Below are 18092 nucleotides of genomic sequence, written 5' to 3' on the forward strand. Positions count from 1 at the left end.
AACCTCACGGAATGGTGCATAGCAGCGCAAGCGACGTCGACGGCTACCTGACTGAGGTTCCTGAGGAACGCAGGGCGGCGCTGAGGAAGGTGCGGCAGCTGTGCCGTGAAGAGCTGGTGGGCTTCGACGAGCTCATGGCCTACGGGATGCCAGCGTACGAGCGCGACGGCGCCTGCGAGATCGCGTTCGCCAGCCAGAAGCAGTACATCCTCTTCTACCTCATGCGCAGTGACGTTCGCGAAGCGTTTGAGGAACGACTGGCCGAGCGGGACATGGGCAAGGGCTGCCTGCGGTTCCGCAAGTCGGAAAGCATCGACTTCGACCTGTTGCGCGACCTCCTCAAGGCCACGGCCATCCGCCCCGGCAAGATCTGCTGACGGCCGCGCCCTCGAGGCGGCCGTCGCGGGAGGACGGCGTCTGACGCGCCCGTGGTCGGACGAAAACCCAGCACCCCTGAGGCCCTTCAGCATGACTTGTATTCGACGAGGGACACGCCCATCTGCGTCCTGGCGCGCGGTGGACGGCGATTCCCGCTGATGGTCCTGAGCAGGGCGAACGCGGTCCTGCCGCGCCACTCAGCACCGGATAGCTGGGCCGGTCGGCCCCGTACCGCAGCGGCCCACTCGGCCCCTCGTGAATGGCCCCCTCGGCACTGCGGTCCTCATGGCCTACCGCGTGATCGTGGAACCCGGACGCCATTCCGGCGCCGCCTTCCGAAGAGGGTGACCACGATGCAGCGCATTCGGATCCAGACCCGGCCCAAGCAGCCTCACAAGCCCGCCCCCCTGGAGCTGCGCACGCCGTCCGGCCGCCCCCTGCCGTACTGATCCCAGCCGATACGCGGCCCCGGAGGACGTCATGGGACACACGCGACGCGTCGTACCGTTCACCGAACTCGGCCGGGGCGACGTCGGCAGAGTCGGCGGCAAGAACGCCTCCTTGGGCGAACTGACCAGACGACTGACCGACGCGGGCCTGCAGGTGCCGCCCGGCTTCGCCACGACCGCCGACGCCTACGAGGAGCTGCTCAGCGGTCACGGCCTGCGCACCCGCATCCAGTACCAGCTCGACCGGCTCCACGACGGTGTGGCGCTCGAAGACGTCGGAGCGGGCATCCGCTCACTGATCATGGGCGAGCCCCTGCCCGAAGCCCTGACGGCCGAGATCGTCGCCGCGTACGAGGAGCTCGGCCGAGAGCTCGGCCGCTCCGACCCGGAGGTCGCCGTACGCAGCAGCGCCACCGCCGAGGACCTGCCGGAGGCCAGTTTCGCCGGCCAGCAGGACACCTACCTGAACGTGTGCGGCGCCGTGCAGCTGGTGGACGCGGTGCACCGCTGCTTCGCCTCCCTCTACACCGACCGTGCGATCGACTACCGGGAGCGGATGGGCTTCGACCACCTCCAGGTAGCCCTCTCCGTCGGCGTCCAGGTCATGGTCCGTTCAGATCTCGCCGGAGCCGGGGTGATCTTCACCCTCGATCCCGAGAGCGGCTTCCCTCACGTCGTCGTGGTCAGTGCGGCCTGGGGGCTGGGCGAGACGGTGGTCAGCGGACAGACCGACCCCGACGAGTACACCGTCTTCAAGCCCGGCCTCAAGGACCCGGCCCTGAACCCCGTCATCGACGTGCGGATCGGCGCCAAGCGCCGCAAGGCCGTCTATGCGGAACGCGGGCTGACCGACACCGTCGACACCACCCCCGAGGAGCAGGCCCGGCGGGTCCTGACCGACGCCGAGGTGCGGCAGCTCGCCGTGTGGGCCGTTGCCGTCGAGGAGCACTACGGCTGCCCGATGGACCTGGAGTGGGCGAAGGACGGAATCACCGGCGACCTGGCGATCGTCCAGGCCCGGCCGGAGACCGTACAGTCCCGTCGGCGCACCACGACCCTGCGGCGCTGCCGCCTGACCTCCGCCCCGGGCGACGCCCTGGCCGAGGGCATCGCGGTGGGCGAAGCCATCGGAGCGGGCGCCGTATGCCGCATGGACACGCCGGTGGACATGGAACGCTTCCCGGCCGGAGCCGTACTCGTCACCTCGATCACCGACCCGGACTGGGAACCGGTCATGAAGCGCGCCGCGGCCATCGTCACCGACCACGGCGGCCGCACCTCCCACGCCGCCATCGTCAGCCGGGAACTCGGCGTGCCGGCGGTCGTCGGCACCGGGAACGCCACCGCGACCCTGCGCGACGGCGCCGCCGTCACCGTCTCGTGCACCGAAGGCAGCCGGGGCAAGGTCTACGCGGGCCGTCTCCCGTACGAGGAGACCGAGACGGACCTGTCCGCCCTGCCCGTCACCCGCACCCGGGTGATGCTCAACCTCGCCGACCCGTCCGCCGCATTCCGCTGGCCCGACCCCGTCGTCGTCCGCACCAGCGACTTCAAGACCAACGAGTACGCCAAGCTCCTCGGCGGCCGCCCCTTCGAACCGGTGGAAGCCAACCCGATGATCGGATGGCGTGGCGCCAGCCGCTACTACAGCGACGGCTACCGGGAAGGCTTCGCCCTCGAATGCCAGGCCCTGCGCCGGGTGCGCGACGAGATGGGCCTCACCAACGTCATCGTCATGATCCCGTTCTGCCGCACTCTCGAAGAGGCCGACAAGGTCGTCGAGGTAATGGCGGCTGAAGGACTGCGGCGCGGCGAGAACGGACTCAAGGTCTACGTGATGGCCGAGATCCCCTCCAACATCCTCCTCGCCCAGGACTTCGCCGAGCGCTTCGACGGCTTCTCCATCGGCAGCAACGACCTCACCCAGCTCACCCTCGGCGTCGACCGCGACTCCGAAGCCCTCGCCCACGTCTTCGACGAGAACGACCCGGCCGTCACCACCCTCATCCGGATCCTCCTCCCACGGGTCCAGGCCCTGGGACGTCCGGTCGGCCTGTGCGGACAGCGGCCCAGCGACGACCCGGCCTACGCCGCCTTCCTCGTCCGCGCCGGCATCGACTCGATCTCCGTCGCCCCCGACGGCTTCGCCGCAGTCAAGCAGCACGTCGCTGCCGCCGAGGAGAGCCGCTACGGAGAGGACCGAACGGCCCCCGCGGGGATCCGTCCGGCCCAAGCGGACCAGCCGTCTACCGCGTGACAGTGGCATCAGCCCCGCACCATGGAACCAAGGAGTACCCGCCATGAGCACCAAGCGAGTCCTGGTCGCCTACGGCACCAAGCACGGAGCCACCGCAGGCATCGCCGAGCAGATCGGCAAGACCCTCCGCGAGGACGGTCTCGACGCCGTCGTGCTGCCCGCCGACGACGTCCACGACGTCCGCGCCTACGACGCCGTCGTCCTCGGCGGCTCCCTCTACGCCGGCCACTGGAGCAGCAAGGCCAAGCACTGCGCGGAACGCAACGCCGAATCCCTGCGGCACCGCCCGGTGTGGATGTTCAGCAGCGGTCCCCTCGACCGCTCCGCCGAGGAACACGACATCCCCCCGGTCTCCGCGGTCGCCCGGGAGATGCAGCTGATCGGGGCGCGTGAGCACATGACCTTCGGTGGCAGCGTCACGGCCCACACCCCGGGCTTCCTCGCCAAGGCACTGACCCGCCAGGGCAAGGGCGGAGACTTCCGCAACCCCGAGCGGATCCAGAACTGGGCCCACCACATCAGCGCCGAGCTCGCCGCCTGAAGGGACGGCCCGGCTCGGCACGCACCAGCACGGAGGCGTGCCATGCACCACCGGAAGAAAGGGACGGGGGCCAACCCGCTCAGGCGGGCTGCCGACCGCACCCGGACCCGTATGCATGCCGCCTTCGCGCTGACCTGCCTACTGGCTCTCGCAGTCGGCTTCGCCCTCGGGCGGGCCGCCTGGACGGACGGCCACCGCACCGCCGAGAACATCGCACGACACCGGCACACCGTCACGGCCACCACGGTCAGCGAGACCACCTACCGGGCGGGGGACCAGCCGAGCAGTCGGCCGGTCACCGTGGCGACCGCCACGTGGCACTACCCCTCGCTGCGCCCGCACACGGAAACCATCCCCGTTCCGGCAGGCACCCGGAACGGTGGCACGGTCCGCGTGTGGGTCGACGAGAACGGCCGTGCGGCCACCGCGCCGCCCCGCCCGGCCGACATTGCTCTGAACGCGGTGGGCATCGGCGCCGGAGCGCTGGCCGGGATCGTGCTCGTGGGTGGGGGCCTGGTCTTCACTCGCATCCTCATGGTTGACGCGCGCAGCACACGGGCCTGGGAAACCGAGTGGGCGGACATCGAGCCCCTCTGGTCCGGCCGCCTGCGCCCCGGGCAGGGAGCCGGCGATGACTGAGACCACCGCCGCCCCGGACCTCACGCCGGACAACGCACCGGATCCCCTGGAACCCCTTCCTCTGCTCCGTCGCGAACTGCACACCGGCCCCATGGGCCTGTCGAGCCGGGAGGCAGCACGCCGCCTGGCCGTCTACGGCCCGAACGAGGTCCGCCGCACCGCCCGGACGAGCATCCTGCGCGAACTGCTGCGGCAACTGATCCACCCGCTGGCCCTGCTCCTGTGGGCCGCGGCCGTCCTGGCCTTCACCGCCTCCATCCCGGTGCTCGGCTGGGCGATCGTCGCGGTCGTCCTCGTCAACGCCGGATTCGCCCTTGTCCAGGAACGACAGGCCGAGAAGGCCGTTGAAACCCTGGCCCGCTACCTCCCCTCCCAGGCCCAGGTGATCCGCGACGGACAGGCACAGCACGTCCCGGCACGGGACCTGGTCCCCGGAGACCTCATCGCCCTCGACGAAGGCGACCGGATACCCGCCGACGCCCGCCTGACCGAGGGAGGCATAGAAGCCGACCTCTCCATGCTGACGGGCGAGTCCACCCCGGTCGAGCGCCTCGCCGGCCCCGGCCTCGAAGGCCTCTCCCTGCTGCAGGAGCCCAACCTCGTCTTCAGCGGCACCACCGCTACCGAGGGCCAGGCGCAGGCGATCGTCTTCGCCACCGGCGACCACACCGAACTTGGCCGGATCGCTGCCCTCAGCCAGCGCACCCGCCGTGAGCCGAGCCCACTGGAGCAGCAGGTCAAGAAGGTTGCCTGGCTGATCGCGGCGGTCGCGGTCGGCATGGGGGCCGTCTTCCTGGTGACCGGGGTGGCGGTCGGCCTGCCGCTGACCGACTCGCTGATGTTCGCCATCGGCCTGCTCGTCGCCAACGTGCCCGAAGGACTGCTGCCCACCATCACCCTCGCCCTCGCCGTGGGCGTACGGGTCCTCGCCCGCCAGGGCGCGGTGGTCAAGCGGCTGAGCGCCGTGGAGACCCTCGGATCCACCAACGTCATCTGTACCGACAAGACCGGCACACTCACCCGCAACCAGATGCGCCTCCACTCCACATGGACCCCGCCGAACGAGGCTGCCAGTGGTATGGAGACCGCCGAACTGGTCCGTGCCGCAGCCCAGTGCACGACCGTCACATGCGAAAGGGACGGCGCGCTGCACGGGGACCCGACCGAGATAGCGCTGGTCGAGGGCGCCTCACAACATGCCGCGCCCCTCGACCCGGCCGACCGGGACGCCCGCCAGCGGGCCTGCTTCCGCTTCGACCCGCGCCTGCGTCGCATGTCGGTGGTCCTCGACGGAGAACACGGCACCCCCCGCGTGATCGTCAAGGGCGCACCCGAAGCGGTCCTGGCGCTGCTGGCCGAAGGCGAGCCGACCGGCGAGGCCCAGCAGGCCGCCGACGCTCTGGCGGCGGACGGCATGCGCGTCCTGGCCGTCGCGGTACGCGAACTGCCTCCCGGCACCGACGCCGCGCCCTCACGACGGCAGGACGCCGAGCGGGACCTGCACCTGCTCGGGCTCGTCGGCCTGTACGACCCGCCGCGCCCCGAGGTCGCAGCAGCGGTCCGGCGCTGCCACGAGGCGGGTCTCACCGTCCACATCGTCACCGGCGACAACGGGGCGACCGCCGCTGCCGTGGCGCGCGCCGTCGGTATCGGTACCCCACACCTCCAGGTGGTCGCCCAGTCCGAGGCGGTCGACGATCACGAGCTGGACCACCTCCTCCGCCAGGACGGCACGGAGATCGTCTTCGCCCGCTCCTCGCCCGAGACCAAGCTCAAGGTGGCCGACGCCCTGCGGGCGCACGGCCAGATCGTGGCCATGACGGGCGACGGCGTGAACGACGCTCCGGCCCTGCACCGCGCCCACATCGGCGTGGCCATGGGGCTGTCCGGCACCGATGTTGCCCGCGAGGCGTCGACGATGGTCCTGACCGACGACAACTTCGCCACCATCGTCACCGCGATCGAATCCGGGCGCCGCGTCTACGACAACGTCCGGAAGTTCATCGTCTACATCTTCGCCCACCTGACCCCCGAGGTCGTGCCCTTCCTCGTGTTCGCCCTCTCCGCAGGGGCCGTACCGCTGCCGCTGACCGTCCTGCAGATCCTCGCCATCGACCTCGGGACCGAGACCCTGCCGGCCCTCGCCCTCGGCCGTGAGCGCGCCGAACCGGGGATCATGTCCCGACCGCCCAGGCCCAGTTCCCAGAGCGTGATCAACAAGGACATGCTCGTGCGCAGCTGGGGCTGGCTCGGCACCGTCTCCGCCGCCCTCGTCATGACCGCCTTCTTCTACGTCCTGTGGCGTGCGGGCTGGCACCCCGGAGACACCACCGGCCCCGGAAGCCCCCTGCACCACGCCTACCTCACCGCGACCACCGCCACCTTCGCGGGCATCGTCACCTGCCAGGTCGGCACGGCCATCGCCGCACGAACCGACCACGCGGCCCTGCGCGACATCGGCTTCTTCACCAACCCGCTGCTGCTCGCCGGCATCGCCTTCGAACTCGTCTTCACCGCGGCGCTCGTGTACGCGCCGCCGCTCCAGAACCTCTTCGGCACCGCCGCCCTCCCGCTGGACGTCGTCCTCCTCATCGCGGTCTTCCCGCCGCTGGTCTGGGGAAGCGACGAGCTCCGGCGCTGGGCCCGACGCCGACACCACCGTCACTCCTGATCCGACCGGAGGCACACCATGTCGCACACGAGCGAATGGAAGACCCACCTCTACCTCTTCGAGGAAGAGCACACGACCAAGGCCCGCGTCGAACTCGACACCGGCACCACCCGTCTGACGGGCCACGGCGCCGCACGCTGCAACCCGACGGACAAGGAGGTGCCCGAGATCGGCGACGAACTCGCGGCCGCCCGGGCACTGGAGAACCTGGCGGAACAACTCAAGCGCACCGCCTACGGAGACATGGCAGCAGCGGGGGCCGCACCGCAGCGCGCTCCCCTCACGGCCTACGACCTTGGGTGAGCGGGCGCCTCTCCGGCAGGGGGCTCAGACTGGACCCATGGGCGACGGGCCGGCGATCGAGCTGACCGGACTGACCAAGAGGTACGGGCCGGTGGTGGGTGTCGACCGCCTGAGCCTCACGGTGAGACCAGGTGAGGTGTTCGGCTTCCTCGGGCCGAACGGCGCGCGATGCAGCACGATCCGCACCTGGTGGTGCTCGACGAACCGACCGAGGGACTCGACCCATTGGTCCAGGAGACGTTCTTCGCGCTGCTGGGCGAGGCGGCCGCCGCCGGACGGACCGTCCTGCTCTCCAGCCACATCCTGCCGGAGGTACAACGCGCGTGCGAGCGGGTGGCGATCATCCGGGACGGACGACTGGTCACGGTCCAGAGCGTGGCCGGCCTGCGCGAGGCCCGGGCCAGGCGGATCAGGCTGTCCTTCGCGGACGGACAGGGGGCACCCCCCCCTTGGCGACGCAGAACGTTGGGCCCCTCGCTGGCAGGGGGACCGATTGGAGCTGCTCGTACCGCCGAGCTCGTCATGGTGCGTCCCGTCAGCCGTACCCGGTTGTTGGTCGAGCGGACAGCCGCGCTGGTGCTCGCGGCGCTCGCCCTGAACCTGGCGGCGACCCTCACGGTGGCTGTCGGGGTCGTGCTGTCACCGGACATCCACCGTGCGGTGCCGCTCGGCGGGGTGTTCGCCGCCGGGGTCATGGGCCTCGGCTTCGCCTTGTGCCTGATCGGGCCGGCGATGGCCGTATCGGCAGCGGGCCGACGGCGGGCCCAGGCGATGGGCGCAACCATCGCGATCAGCTGCCTCTGCGATCAGTAGGGCCAAGACCAGTCCGCGATCTCCGGCAGGTCGGTGCCGTGCTCGCGGATCCAGCTGTGGTGGCGGATGCGCTGGTCGGCCATCGTCTGGCGCAGCCCCTCAGCGCGGCCGGCCAGGCCCGGGACGCGGTCGATGACGTCCATGACGAGCCGGTACCGGTCGAGGTCGTTGCGCACGACCATGTCGAAGGGAGTGGTCGTCGTGCCGGACTCCTTGTACCCACGGACATGCAGGTTCGGGTGGCCGGTGCGGCGGTAGGCGAGGCGGTGGATCAGCCACGGATAGCCGTGGTAAGCGAAGATCACCGGCTTGTCGGTGGTGAAGAGGGCGTCGTACTCGGTGTCGGTCATGCCGTGCGGGTGTTCCTCGTGGGGCATCAGGCGGGCGATGTCCACGACGTTGACGACTCGGACGGCCAACGAGGGGAGGTGCTCGCGCAGGAGGGCGGCGGCTGCGAGGACCTCCATGGTGGGTACGTCGCCGGCGCAGGCGAGGACGACGTCGGGTTCGCGGGAGCCGTGGTCGGTGCCCGCCCACTCCCAGGTGCCGGCGCCCCGCGCGACGTGGACGAGGGCTTCGTCGAGGGGCAGCCAGTCGAAGGAGGGCTGCTTCCCGGCGACGATCACATTGACCTGGTCGCGGCTGCGCAGGGCGTGATCGGCCACGGCGAGGAGGGTGTTGGCGTCCGGTGGCAGGTAGACCCGTACGACCTCGGGGCTCTTGTTGAGGACGTGGTCGACGAAGCCGGGGTCCTGGTGGGAGAAACCGTTGTTGTCCTGGCGCCAGACGTGCGAGGTGAGCAGGTAGTTCAGGGAGGCGATCGGTGCGCGCCACGGCAGGTCGCGCGAGGTCTTCAGCCACTTGATGTGCTGGCCGGCCATGGAGTCGACGATGTGGGCGAAGGCCTCGTAGGTGGAGAAGAGTCCGTGGCGGCCGGTGAGGAGGTAGCCCTCCAGCCAGCCCTGGCAGACGTGTTCGGACAGGATCTCCATGACGCGGCCGTCCCGGGACAGGTTCCTGTCCGTGGCCTCCGTCAGCCCCTGCCAGGCTTTGCCGGTGGCGTCGTACAGGTCGTCCAGCCGATTCGAGGCGGTCTCGTCCGGACCGACGACCCTGAAGTCCCGTCGCTCGGCGGTGTTGCGCATGATTCCGGTGAGGAACTGCCCGAGGACCCGGGTCGGTTCGTGGAGGCTGGAGCCCGGCTTGTCGACGGGGACGGCGGACGCGGCGAGGGCGGGCAGGGGGAGGGGCCGCAGGAGCCGTCCGCCGTTCGCGTACGGGACGGCGCCGAGGCGGTGCTCGCCCTGAGGGACGCAGGCGAGTACCTGCTCGGAGGGCTGCCCGTCGGCGTCGAAGAGCTCCTGCGGCCTGTATGAGCGCAGCCAGGCTTCCAGCTGCTTCAGGTGCGCGGGGTTCTCCCGTACTTCTGCGAGCGGGACCTGGTGGGCACGCCAGGTGCCCTCGACCGGGTCGCCGTCGACGGTGGCGGGGCCGGTCCAGCCCTTGGGGGTGCGCAGCACGATCACCGGCCAGCGTGCGTACTCCCGGCCCGGATCGGTGCCCGCCGTCCGGGCTTCGCGCTGAATGGCCGCGATGCGGTCCAGGGCCTCGTCCATCGCGCGGGCCATGGCACGGTGCACCAGGGCGGGGTCGCTGCCGGTCACGTACAGCGGGTCGTGTCCGTAGCCGCGCAGCAGCGAGTCGAGCTCGTCCTCGGGGATCCGGGACAGCACCGTCGGATTGGCGATCTTGTAGCCGTTGAGGTGGAGGATCGGCAGGACGGCGCCGTCGTGGACCGGGTCGAGGAACTTGTTGGAGTGCCAGGACGCGGCCAGCGGCCCCGTTTCGGCCTCACCGTCCCCGATGACGCAGGCGACCAGCAGGTCGGGGTGGTCGAAGGCGGCTCCGTAGGCGTGGGCGAGGGAGTACCCGAGCTCGCCCCCTTCGTGGATGGAGCCGGGCGTTTCGGGGGCCACGTGGCTCGGCACGCCGCCGGGGAAGGAGAACTGCCGGAACAGCGCGCCCATGCCGGCCGCGTCCCGCGTGACGTCCGGGTAGGTCTCGGTGTACGTGCCCTCCAGCCAGGAGTTGGCGAGGACGGCGGGACCGCCGTGGCCGGGACCCCAGACGCACAGGGCATCCAGCGAGCGGTCCTTGATCACGCGGTTGAGGTGGGTGTGGACGAGGTTCAGGCCGGGGGAGGTGCCCCAGTGGCCGAGCAGCCGCGGCTTGATGTGCTCCGGCCGCAGCGGTTCGGTGAGAAGGGGGTTGCCCATGAGGTAGATCTGGCCGACTGCCAGATAGTTGGCGGCGCGCCAGTGCGCGTCGAGCTCCGCGATCTCCGCGATGGGGTACGAGGTCATGCCCGCTCCTGAGTGCGACGGTCGGGGACGTTCGTCGACTGAGCCGATCCCTCCACCCTGCCCTCCACGCGTGGGGGCCGCGAGGGGAGGACCGGCCCTGGGGGAGGGACTGTCGGCCCCTGTGTGCCACGACGCACAGCCGGGAGAGTGAGGTCGGCGGTGGCGGTCTCCCCCGGCCGGCACCGCCCCCTGCCGACCGACCCCGATGCTCCGGCAGCATCAGTACGGAGGACAGACTCGTGAAACGCACCCTGGTTGTCGGAGTGGACGGATCTCCTCAGAGCCGGGCCGCGGCGGACTGGGCCGCGCAGGAGGCCGTACGGCGTGACCTGCCCCTGCACGTGGTCCATGCCTGGCTGTGGGCGCCGCTCGCCGCCCCCGTCGTCCAGGACCGCGATGCCGAGGCCCGCCGGGCCGACGACGTCCTGAAGGAGGTCGAGGGCGAGCTCACCCACCGGTACCCGGAATTGGACCTCACCGCGGAAGTCCTCTGCGAAGCACCCGTGTCGGCTTTGCTGCACGCCGCCAAGGAGGCGGAGATGGCGGTCATCGGGACGCGCGGGCACGGAGCGCTGGTCGCCTTCCTGCTGGGCTCCTACGGTCAACAGGTGATCGCCGCCGCGGAGTGCCCGGTCGTGTCCGTACGCTCCGCGAACGGCAGGCCGGCCGCCGTGCCGGTGGAGGGCGAGGTCATCGTCGGGCAGCAGGGCGGCGTGCAGGAGTCCACCGAGGTGCTGCGCGTCGCTTTCGAGGCGGCCGCGGCACGCGGGGTACCGCTCCGCGCGGTCCGCGCGTGGACCCTGCCTCCCGTCTACGGCTACAGCCCCGGGTCGATGTGGATAGCCGACCAGTTCGGTGGCCTGGAGCCCTACGAGAAGGCCGCGCTGGAGCAGGCCCTGGAGCCGTGGCGGCTGAAGTACCCGCAGGTCGAAGTCGTCGCGCACGTGGAGCAGGGCAGTGCCGGACACGTGCTGCTGGCCGCCGCGACCGACGCGCAGCTACTCGTCGTCGGCCGCCGGGTCCGCGAGTCGGCGGTGGGGCCGCACATCGGGTCCGTGGCCCATGCCGTCCTGCACCACTCGGCCTGTCCCGTGGCCGTGGTCCCGCACCCCTGACCCGGCCCGGGTCAGGTAGGAGAGCCGGGCACGCGACTGTACGGCGCGCCCGGCTCTTCGGCCATCCTGGCTCTGCGGCTATTCCGCTGTCGGCACGGGGCGTCGGCTCGGCGGGACCAGCGTGTGGCTGGCGATCACGGCGGCTTGGACGCGGCCCTCCACACCCAGCTTGGTGAACAGGCGCGAGATGATGTTCTTGACGGTCTTCTCGGCGAGGAACAGCCGATTGCCGATCTCCCGGTTGGTGAGCCCCTCACTGACCAGGACCAGGACCTCCTTCTCGCGCTCGGTGACCCCGGGAAGGCCGGGGACCTGCTCCTGCTCGGGCGCATCACCCCGCATACGGGCCATCAGCCGGGTGGTGGCCCCGGGATCGAGCATGGACTGACCGGCCGCGACCGTGCGCACGGCGGTGACCAGGTCGGTACCGGTGATCTGCTTCAACACGTAACCGGAGGCGCCCGCCATCACCGCGTCCAGCAGGGCCTCCTCGTCGTCGAACGAGGTGAGCATCAGGCAGGCCAGCTCGGGCATCCTCGAGCGCAGCTCCCGGCACACGCTCACCCCGTTGCCGTCCTGGAGCCGTACGTCCAGGATCGCCACCTGGGGGCGCAGCGCGGGGACGCGGACCAGCGCCTGTTCCGCCGTGCCCGCCTCACCGACCACGGTCAGGTCGGGCTCCGCGTCCAGCAGGTCGTGCACCCCGCGGCGCACGACCTCATGGTCGTCGAGGAGGAAGACCGTGATCGGTGTCTTGGCGGGGGTTGGAGCACCGCTGTCGGTCATGACGCATCTCCTTCGGCCGGGTCCGTCCTGGGCGCGCGAACTCCAGCATCCTGCCTGCCGAAGGGGCCGAACAGACAGGGCCGATAGGCCCTCGTACGCCCGTTCCCCCGCCGAGGAGGCCCGATGGGAAAGGGACCTTCGGCCCTCCGCAGGGGGCATGTGGACCTTCCCGGAACCGGTTCGGTTCCGGTGAGCTGGTGCCGCACGGGGAAAGGCGCGGCCCACTGCGGAGCCGCACGCAGCGTGGAGGGTTCCATGACGACCGCCTTGATCGACCTGAGGGCCGCGGTGGGGAATGACGGTGATCTGCGCCTCACCTTGGCAGGAGAGCTCGACCTCCACACCGTGGGGCAGGTGGAGCCCCGCCTCACCGAGCTCGCCGCATCCGGCCGGCACACCCTCCTCTTGGACCTGTCGGGGATCTCCTTCTGCGACAGCTCGGGCATCGACCTCTTCGTGCGCGTGCACCACCGCTGCCACACCGCCGGAACCAGGCTCCGACTGTGTGGCGTGCCGCCACTGGTGGTCCAGTCGATGCGGGTGCTCGGCGCCGACCGCGAACTGGGGCTCAGGGCGCCCTGATGGCGATATGACGGCCACCCGGCGCTTGCGGGAGCTCGACAGGGCAGAGGCACTGAGACTGATGGCAGCGGTGTCCCTGGGACGCATCGTCTTCACGCAGCAGGCGCTGCCGGCAGTCCGCCCGGTCAGGCATCTCGTCGACGGCGAGGACATCGTCGTGCGGATCCATGATGGTGGGGCGTTCGCTTCCCTGGCGGCCCCGGTCGATGCCACCGGTGTGGTCGTCGCCTACGAAGCGGATGACATCGACCCCGTCACACACCTCGGCTGGAGCGTCGTCGTCACCGGCTTCGCGCGACCTGTGACCGACGCCGAGGAGGAGGCCCGATTCGCTTCCCTGCTGCGTCCGTGGGCGGGACGGCCGACGGCCGGCACCCTGCGGATCCGACCCGACCTCGTCACCGGATTCCGGCTGGAAGCGGAGCGGACGCTGCCGGGGGCGGCCGGGCCAACGGTGATCGCGTAGTGGCCGTCAGCCGCCGGTAGGGAGCGGAGCCCGCCAGACCAGCCGGCTTCCGCCTGCGTCGGGGGTGTCCACGGTGAAGGTCCCGCCCAGGCCCTGCGCCCGGTCGTCGAGGTTGCGCAGACCGCTTCTGCGGCCTTGGGCGGGGATGCCCCTGCCGTTGTCGGAAACCGTCAGCACGATCTCGCCCGGCTCCGCCTTGAGGGCCACGGCGACCCGGGTCGCCCCCGAGTGGCGCGCGGCGTTGCTCAGGAGCTCGCCCAGCGCCGCCATGACGTGGTCGGCGATTTCGAAGGGCACGTCCGTGTCGAGCAGGCCCTCCATGCTCAGGCGCGGTGGATGGCCTAGGGCGGTGGCCGCGTCGCCTACGGCCCTGGCGGCGCGGGCCCGCAGACCCGGCCCGCTCTCGCGGTCCTTGGTGCGGAGGCCGAAGATCGTAGAACGGATGATCTTGATGGTCTCGTCCAGGTCGTCGACCGCACGGCTGACGCGCTCGGCGGCCCCCTCGTGCCCGACGAGGCGGGCAGCGCTCTGGAGGGTCATGCCGGTGGCGAAGAGCCGCTGGATGGCCAGGTCGTGCAGGTCACGTGCGATGCGGTCGCGCTCCTCCAGCAGTGCTATCTGCTCCGCGTCCCGGCGCCGCTCCGCCAGCTCCAGGGCGATCGCCGCCTGCCCGGCGAAGGCCACGAGAGGCTCGAGCTCGTTCTCGCCGAAGACAGGCTCGCCGGCCGGACGAGCGAGCAGCAGTACGCCCCTGCTGTCGCCGCCGGCGGTGCCCAGAGGGACCGCGACGACGGGGCCCAGCCAGCCCTGGGTCTGGGCGTCGTCCGGGTAGCGGTCGTCGTCCGGGGCGAGTACGGCCGTGACGGGCTGCCCGGTCCGGTGAGCAGCCCCCGAGAGGGTTCCTGCGACGGGGACGACGAGTCCCTGCCTGGCTCTGCTGTCCGGACCGGCCGCGAACTCCACGAACAGCCCTTCGGCCGCGGGAACCGGCATGGAGATGTCGGCGATCCGGGCCCCCGTGATCTCCTGGGCCCGCCGGGCGATGAGCTCCAGCACCGCCGGACGCGAACTGCCCGACAGCAGACTCTCGGTGATCTCCGCATTGGCCTTCAGCCACCGCTGCTGACGCTGCGCCCCCTCGTAGAGCCGGGCGTTGTCGATCGCCACGCCCGCCGCCACCGAGAGGGTGGAGATCACCGTCTCGTCCTCGGGGTCGAAATCGACCCCGCCCCGCTTGTCGGTCAGATAAAGGTTCCCGAACACCTCCTCCCGCACCCGGATCGGTACGCCGAGGAACGTGCGCATGGGCGGGTGGTGCGGCGGAAACCCGTACGACGACGAGTGCGCGCCGAGATCGGTGAGGCGCAAGGGCTCCGGGTGGTGGATGACCTCGCCGAGCAGACCGTGCCCAGCGGGCAGGGGACCGATTTCGGCGATGGCCTCCTCGGTCAGCCCCACGGTCAGGAACTGCGACAGCGTGCGGCCGTCGGGGCCGATGACCCCCAGCGCCCCGTACTCCGCGTCGACGAGCAGGGCCGCGGCTTCCACGATCCGCCGCAGCACCTGGGCCAGATCCAGCTCGCGCCCCACCGAGACGACGGCCTCCAGCAGGCTGTGCACCCGGTCACGGGTGCCGCGCACGGCATCGATGCGCACTTGGAGTTCGTCGAGCAACTCGTCCAGCCGCATCCTCGGCACCTGCGTCAACGGATCCCCCACACCCACGTGATTCCCCTTCACCGCACGCCCCGTCCGGAGCCAGCGTATCGGCGAGGGCGGGCTTGAGGGGGCATCCTCAGCAGTACTGCGGACGGGGGACACGAACGCCCGGCAGGAGCTGAAGTTCATGCTCGTGCCGGCCTCTCGGCACACCCGATCGCGCGCGGGTCACCCTTGCACACGGGGGCATGCCGTGACCGACTTGATCGCAGCACCGGACGGCGAAGTGGAAGGCGGCGGCGATGAGCCTCAAGAAGGCGGCCTACGAGAGGGAGCTGCTGCGGCTCCAGACGGAGCTGGTCAAGCTCCAGGAGTGGACGCGGGCGGAAGGCGCCCGGCTGGTCGTCGTCTTCGAGGGCCGTGACGCCGCGGGCAAGGGAGGCACGATCAAGCGCGTCGCCGAACACCTGAACCCCCGTGTCGCGCGCATCGCAGCCCTGCCCACACCGACCGAGCGAGAGCGTACCCAGTGGTACTTCCAGCGGTATGTCGAGCATCTGCCCGCCGCCGGAGAGATCGTCCTCTTCGACCGCAGCTGGTACAACCGCGCCGGAGTGGAGCACGTCATGGGTTTCTGCACCCCCGCCGAGCACCAGCGCTTCCTGCGCCAGTGCCCGCAGTTCGAGCGGATGCTGGTCGAGGACGGGATCTTGCTCCGCAAGTACTGGTTCTCCGTCAGCGACGCGGTGCAGGAGGAGCGGTTCCGGCGCCGCGCGGAGGACCCGCTGCGGCGGTGGAAGCTCTCCCCGATGGATCTGGAGTCCCTCACCCGTTGGGAGGCGTACTCGCGGGCCAAGGACGAGATGCTCGTCCACACGGACACGGCCGACGCCCCGTGGTACGTGGTCGAGAGCGACGACAAGCGCAGTGCGCGGATCAACATGATGGCCCACCTGCTGTCCTCGGTTCCCTATGAGGACGTGGCCGTACCGTCGTTGGCCTTGCCGCCGAGGCCGCCGTCCACGGGCTACCAACGTCCGTCCAAGGAGTTGCAGACCGCCGTGCCCGACCACGCGGCCACTCTCGGGAAGGACTGAGCCGTGGCAGAGGCCGGAGCTGTCTACTCCCGGATGTCCAGTACCTCGGTCAAAGGGCGGCGGGGCGTGTCGGGGCCTGCGGGGCCGTAACCGAGGCGGAAGACCATCTGCACGTGTCCCATGGCCGCGACCGGGTCACGGGCCGCCCAGCGCAACTCCGGCCATTCCAGCGGATGGGACGTCATCGAGGTGGCGAGCCCGTCTGCCGTGGCCTGGAGCAGTACGCGCTCCATGGCCTGGCCGGCGCGCAGCCAGTCGGCTCTCGTGTCCCCCGAGGTGCTGAGCAGGGCCAGTTGCGGCCGCTTCTCGAACACGGCCCAGCCGCGATCCGGTATCGGGTTGGCCCAGCCGAAGTCGCGCACGGGGGCGGGCCCGCCGGAAGCCTTCGGTCCGAATGAGGCTGAGGGTATGCCGTCGCTGCGTGTGCCTGAACCGCTCTGGGCGTGGGAGGTCCAGGCCGTGGTCTCCGCCCGGGCGAGCGGATCGATCTCCTCGCGGTGTTCCGCATCCCGTACCAGCCCGAGCACGGTGTCGATGTGCCAGGTGTCCGGCACGGTCAGACGGCAGCCCTCCAAACGGGCCGCAGTCCACAGACCGTCCAGCAATGGCGTCGGCACCGGCTCCTCGCTGAAGGGGTACCGGCTGGTGTGCCGACGCCGGATGGCGGAGTGCAGGGAGGCCAGCTCGCGGTCCGGGGCAGCGGCGTCGTCGAAGCTCACCGTGGCGAGCAGCCACGGTTCGGCGTCGTCGGGCAAGAGCTGCACACGCACTGGGAGGCCGATCGCGGCCGCGGACACGCGGAGGTTGAACAGCGCCGCCGCGCAACCGAGGTGGAGGCTGCGGTGATCCGGGTCGGTGCGGGGCATGGCGCGGTCCGGATCGCCGTACAAGGCCAGTGCACCGCTGCCGACATGGAACACGAACTTCCAGGGTTGGGCGTTGTGCATGGACGGGGCGGTGACGGCATCGCCGACGAGCCGGAGGACGGTGTCGGGGTCGAAGTATGTTGCGGTCACGGGACTGTTCCTGTCTGTGCGGCCTCAGTCGTGCGCCACGACGGCGACCGGTGAGGTGGCGTGGTGCATCACCGCGTGAGTGACGGGGCCGATGCGGGCGCCGAGTGCCGGACGGTGGGTACGCCGGCCGACCACGACGAGTGCCGCGCCCGACGCCGCGTCCAGGATCTGGATGGCGGACTGGCCGATGACGACGCGTGCGTCGACGGCGAGTTGCGGATACTTCTGCCTCCAGGGACTCAGCAGTTCGCGCAGCGTGGTCTCGAGTCCGTCGGCCATCTCTTTCTCGACGCCGGGATCGAGGGCAGGAGCGTAGGAGAAGACCGGCGGGAGCGACCAGCCGTGTACGACCACGAGCGGGCAGGACCGCCGGTCCGCTTCCTCGCAGGCGAAGGCGAGGAGCCGGTCGCAGTTGCTGCGCAGGTCCACGCCGAGCACCACCGGCCCGGCATCGTCCGCGGGCCGGTGCGGATGGCCTTGGCCGTCGGCGGAGCGCACGAGGACGACGGGAGTGTCGGTCTCGGGGATCGTCGCCGAGCCGGTAGATCCAACGAAGAACCCCGCGACAGTGCCGAGACCACGAGAACCGAGGACGAGCAGTTCCGCATCCGCCGCGGACGAGGCGAGGACCTTGGAGGCTGCGACTCCTTTGGTGCCGTGGGTGGTGATGTCCAGCGTGCTGTGTTCGCGCAGGAGCCGGTCCCGTGTGAGGGAGAGGAGGTCTTCCACCCACTGGCGACGCGGTTCGGGAAGTGGCGCGGCGAAGGGCCCGTACTGTGCCCAGTCCTCCGCGTGGACGAGTTCCAGCGCCGCGCCGCGCAGTTCGGCCTCGTTGGCGGCCCAGTCGGCTGCGGCGCTGCCGGCGCCCGATCCGTCCAGACCTACCGTGATCCGGTTCGACATGATGTTCCTCCTGGGTCGGAAAGCCGCTGCTTTCAGGCTCTTCCGCTTGCGGGG

Annotated in this window: 16 protein-coding genes; 11 read left to right on the forward strand and 5 right to left on the reverse strand. The window is 70.8% G+C overall.

Annotated elements, in window-relative coordinates; genetic code table 11:
- Positions 1 to 11 precede the first annotated feature (11 nt).
- The 7 genes from ACFYZS_RS34790 (at position 12) to ACFYZS_RS34820 (ending at position 8051) form a co-directional block, all read left to right on the forward strand.
- Entirely contained in the window at positions 12 to 377 is a 366-nt protein-coding gene (locus tag ACFYZS_RS34790; protein ID WP_389021703.1) for an iron chaperone, read from the forward strand.
- 481 nt (positions 378 to 858) lie between these two features.
- Positions 859 to 3084 carry a phosphoenolpyruvate synthase gene (ppsA, locus tag ACFYZS_RS34795; protein ID WP_389021705.1) on the forward strand — a complete coding sequence of 742 codons (2226 nt, stop codon included), beginning with the start codon at positions 859 to 861 and terminating at the stop codon, positions 3082 to 3084.
- A 43-nt stretch (positions 3085 to 3127) separates the two neighbouring features.
- Complete coding sequence (locus tag ACFYZS_RS34800; RefSeq protein WP_389021708.1) at positions 3128 to 3625, forward strand: flavodoxin domain-containing protein; 498 nt, start codon at positions 3128 to 3130, stop codon at positions 3623 to 3625.
- A gap of 111 nt (positions 3626 to 3736) precedes the next feature.
- Positions 3737 to 4264, forward strand: a complete 528-nt coding sequence (locus tag ACFYZS_RS34805) for a hypothetical protein (RefSeq protein ID WP_389021711.1) — start codon at positions 3737 to 3739, stop codon at positions 4262 to 4264.
- Entirely contained in the window at positions 4257 to 6935 is a 2679-nt protein-coding gene (locus ACFYZS_RS34810) for a cation-translocating P-type ATPase (protein WP_389021713.1), read from the forward strand. The genes ACFYZS_RS34805 and ACFYZS_RS34810 overlap by 8 nt, the downstream gene beginning before the upstream one ends.
- Before the next feature lie 18 nt (positions 6936 to 6953).
- On the forward strand, positions 6954 to 7238 hold the full coding sequence (locus ACFYZS_RS34815) for a DUF1876 domain-containing protein (RefSeq protein ID WP_389021716.1): 285 nt from the start codon (positions 6954 to 6956) through the stop codon (positions 7236 to 7238).
- A 189-nt stretch (positions 7239 to 7427) separates the two neighbouring features.
- Positions 7428 to 8051 (forward strand): hypothetical protein, encoded by a 624-nt coding sequence (locus ACFYZS_RS34820; RefSeq protein WP_389021719.1) that lies wholly within the window; start codon positions 7428 to 7430, stop codon positions 8049 to 8051.
- On the opposite strand, the gene ACFYZS_RS34825 is transcribed toward ACFYZS_RS34820, so the two are convergent.
- Positions 8045 to 10414, reverse strand: coding sequence for a phosphoketolase (locus tag ACFYZS_RS34825; protein WP_389021723.1), 2370 nt, complete (start codon positions 10412 to 10414; stop codon positions 8045 to 8047). The two genes, ACFYZS_RS34820 and ACFYZS_RS34825, sit on opposite strands and share 7 nt — an antisense overlap.
- Before the next feature lie 239 nt (positions 10415 to 10653).
- Between ACFYZS_RS34825 and ACFYZS_RS34830 the strand changes: the two genes are divergently transcribed.
- Positions 10654 to 11529 carry a universal stress protein gene (locus ACFYZS_RS34830; protein ID WP_389021726.1) on the forward strand — a complete coding sequence of 292 codons (876 nt, stop codon included), beginning with the start codon at positions 10654 to 10656 and terminating at the stop codon, positions 11527 to 11529.
- A 78-nt stretch (positions 11530 to 11607) separates the two neighbouring features.
- Here the strand turns inward: ACFYZS_RS34830 and ACFYZS_RS34835 are convergent, their stop codons facing one another.
- Positions 11608 to 12315 (reverse strand): response regulator, encoded by a 708-nt coding sequence (locus tag ACFYZS_RS34835; protein ID WP_389021729.1) that lies wholly within the window; start codon positions 12313 to 12315, stop codon positions 11608 to 11610.
- A 255-nt stretch (positions 12316 to 12570) separates the two neighbouring features.
- Between ACFYZS_RS34835 and ACFYZS_RS34840 the strand changes: the two genes are divergently transcribed.
- Both ACFYZS_RS34840 and ACFYZS_RS34845 read left to right on the forward strand, forming a co-directional pair.
- Positions 12571 to 12897, forward strand: a complete 327-nt coding sequence (locus ACFYZS_RS34840) for an STAS domain-containing protein (protein ID WP_389021731.1) — start codon at positions 12571 to 12573, stop codon at positions 12895 to 12897.
- 7 nt (positions 12898 to 12904) lie between these two features.
- Positions 12905 to 13363, forward strand: a complete 459-nt coding sequence (locus tag ACFYZS_RS34845; RefSeq protein ID WP_389021734.1) for a pyridoxamine 5'-phosphate oxidase family protein — start codon at positions 12905 to 12907, stop codon at positions 13361 to 13363.
- 6 nt (positions 13364 to 13369) lie between these two features.
- Here ACFYZS_RS34845 and ACFYZS_RS34850 read toward each other — a convergent pair whose 3' ends face one another.
- Positions 13370 to 15052: a GAF domain-containing protein gene (locus ACFYZS_RS34850; RefSeq protein WP_389021736.1), complete on the reverse strand. Its 1683-nt coding sequence runs from the start codon at positions 15050 to 15052 to the stop codon at positions 13370 to 13372.
- 272 nt (positions 15053 to 15324) lie between these two features.
- Here ACFYZS_RS34850 and ppk2 point away from each other — a divergent pair, with 272 nt between their 5' ends.
- Entirely contained in the window at positions 15325 to 16119 is a 795-nt protein-coding gene (gene ppk2, locus ACFYZS_RS34855; protein ID WP_389021739.1) for a polyphosphate kinase 2, read from the forward strand.
- A gap of 23 nt (positions 16120 to 16142) precedes the next feature.
- On the opposite strand, the gene ACFYZS_RS34860 is transcribed toward ppk2, so the two are convergent.
- Both ACFYZS_RS34860 and ACFYZS_RS34865 read right to left on the reverse strand, forming a co-directional pair.
- Positions 16143 to 17135 carry an Acg family FMN-binding oxidoreductase gene (locus tag ACFYZS_RS34860; protein ID WP_389021742.1) on the reverse strand — a complete coding sequence of 331 codons (993 nt, stop codon included), beginning with the start codon at positions 17133 to 17135 and terminating at the stop codon, positions 16143 to 16145.
- Positions 17136 to 17159: 24 nt separating this feature from the next.
- Positions 17160 to 18038, reverse strand: a complete 879-nt coding sequence (locus tag ACFYZS_RS34865; protein ID WP_389021745.1) for a universal stress protein — start codon at positions 18036 to 18038, stop codon at positions 17160 to 17162.
- Positions 18039 to 18092: the final 54 nt, after the last annotated feature.

The organism is Streptomyces sp. NPDC001903 (genome assembly GCF_042891345.1).
GTDB lineage: Bacteria > Actinomycetota > Actinomycetes > Streptomycetales > Streptomycetaceae > Streptomyces.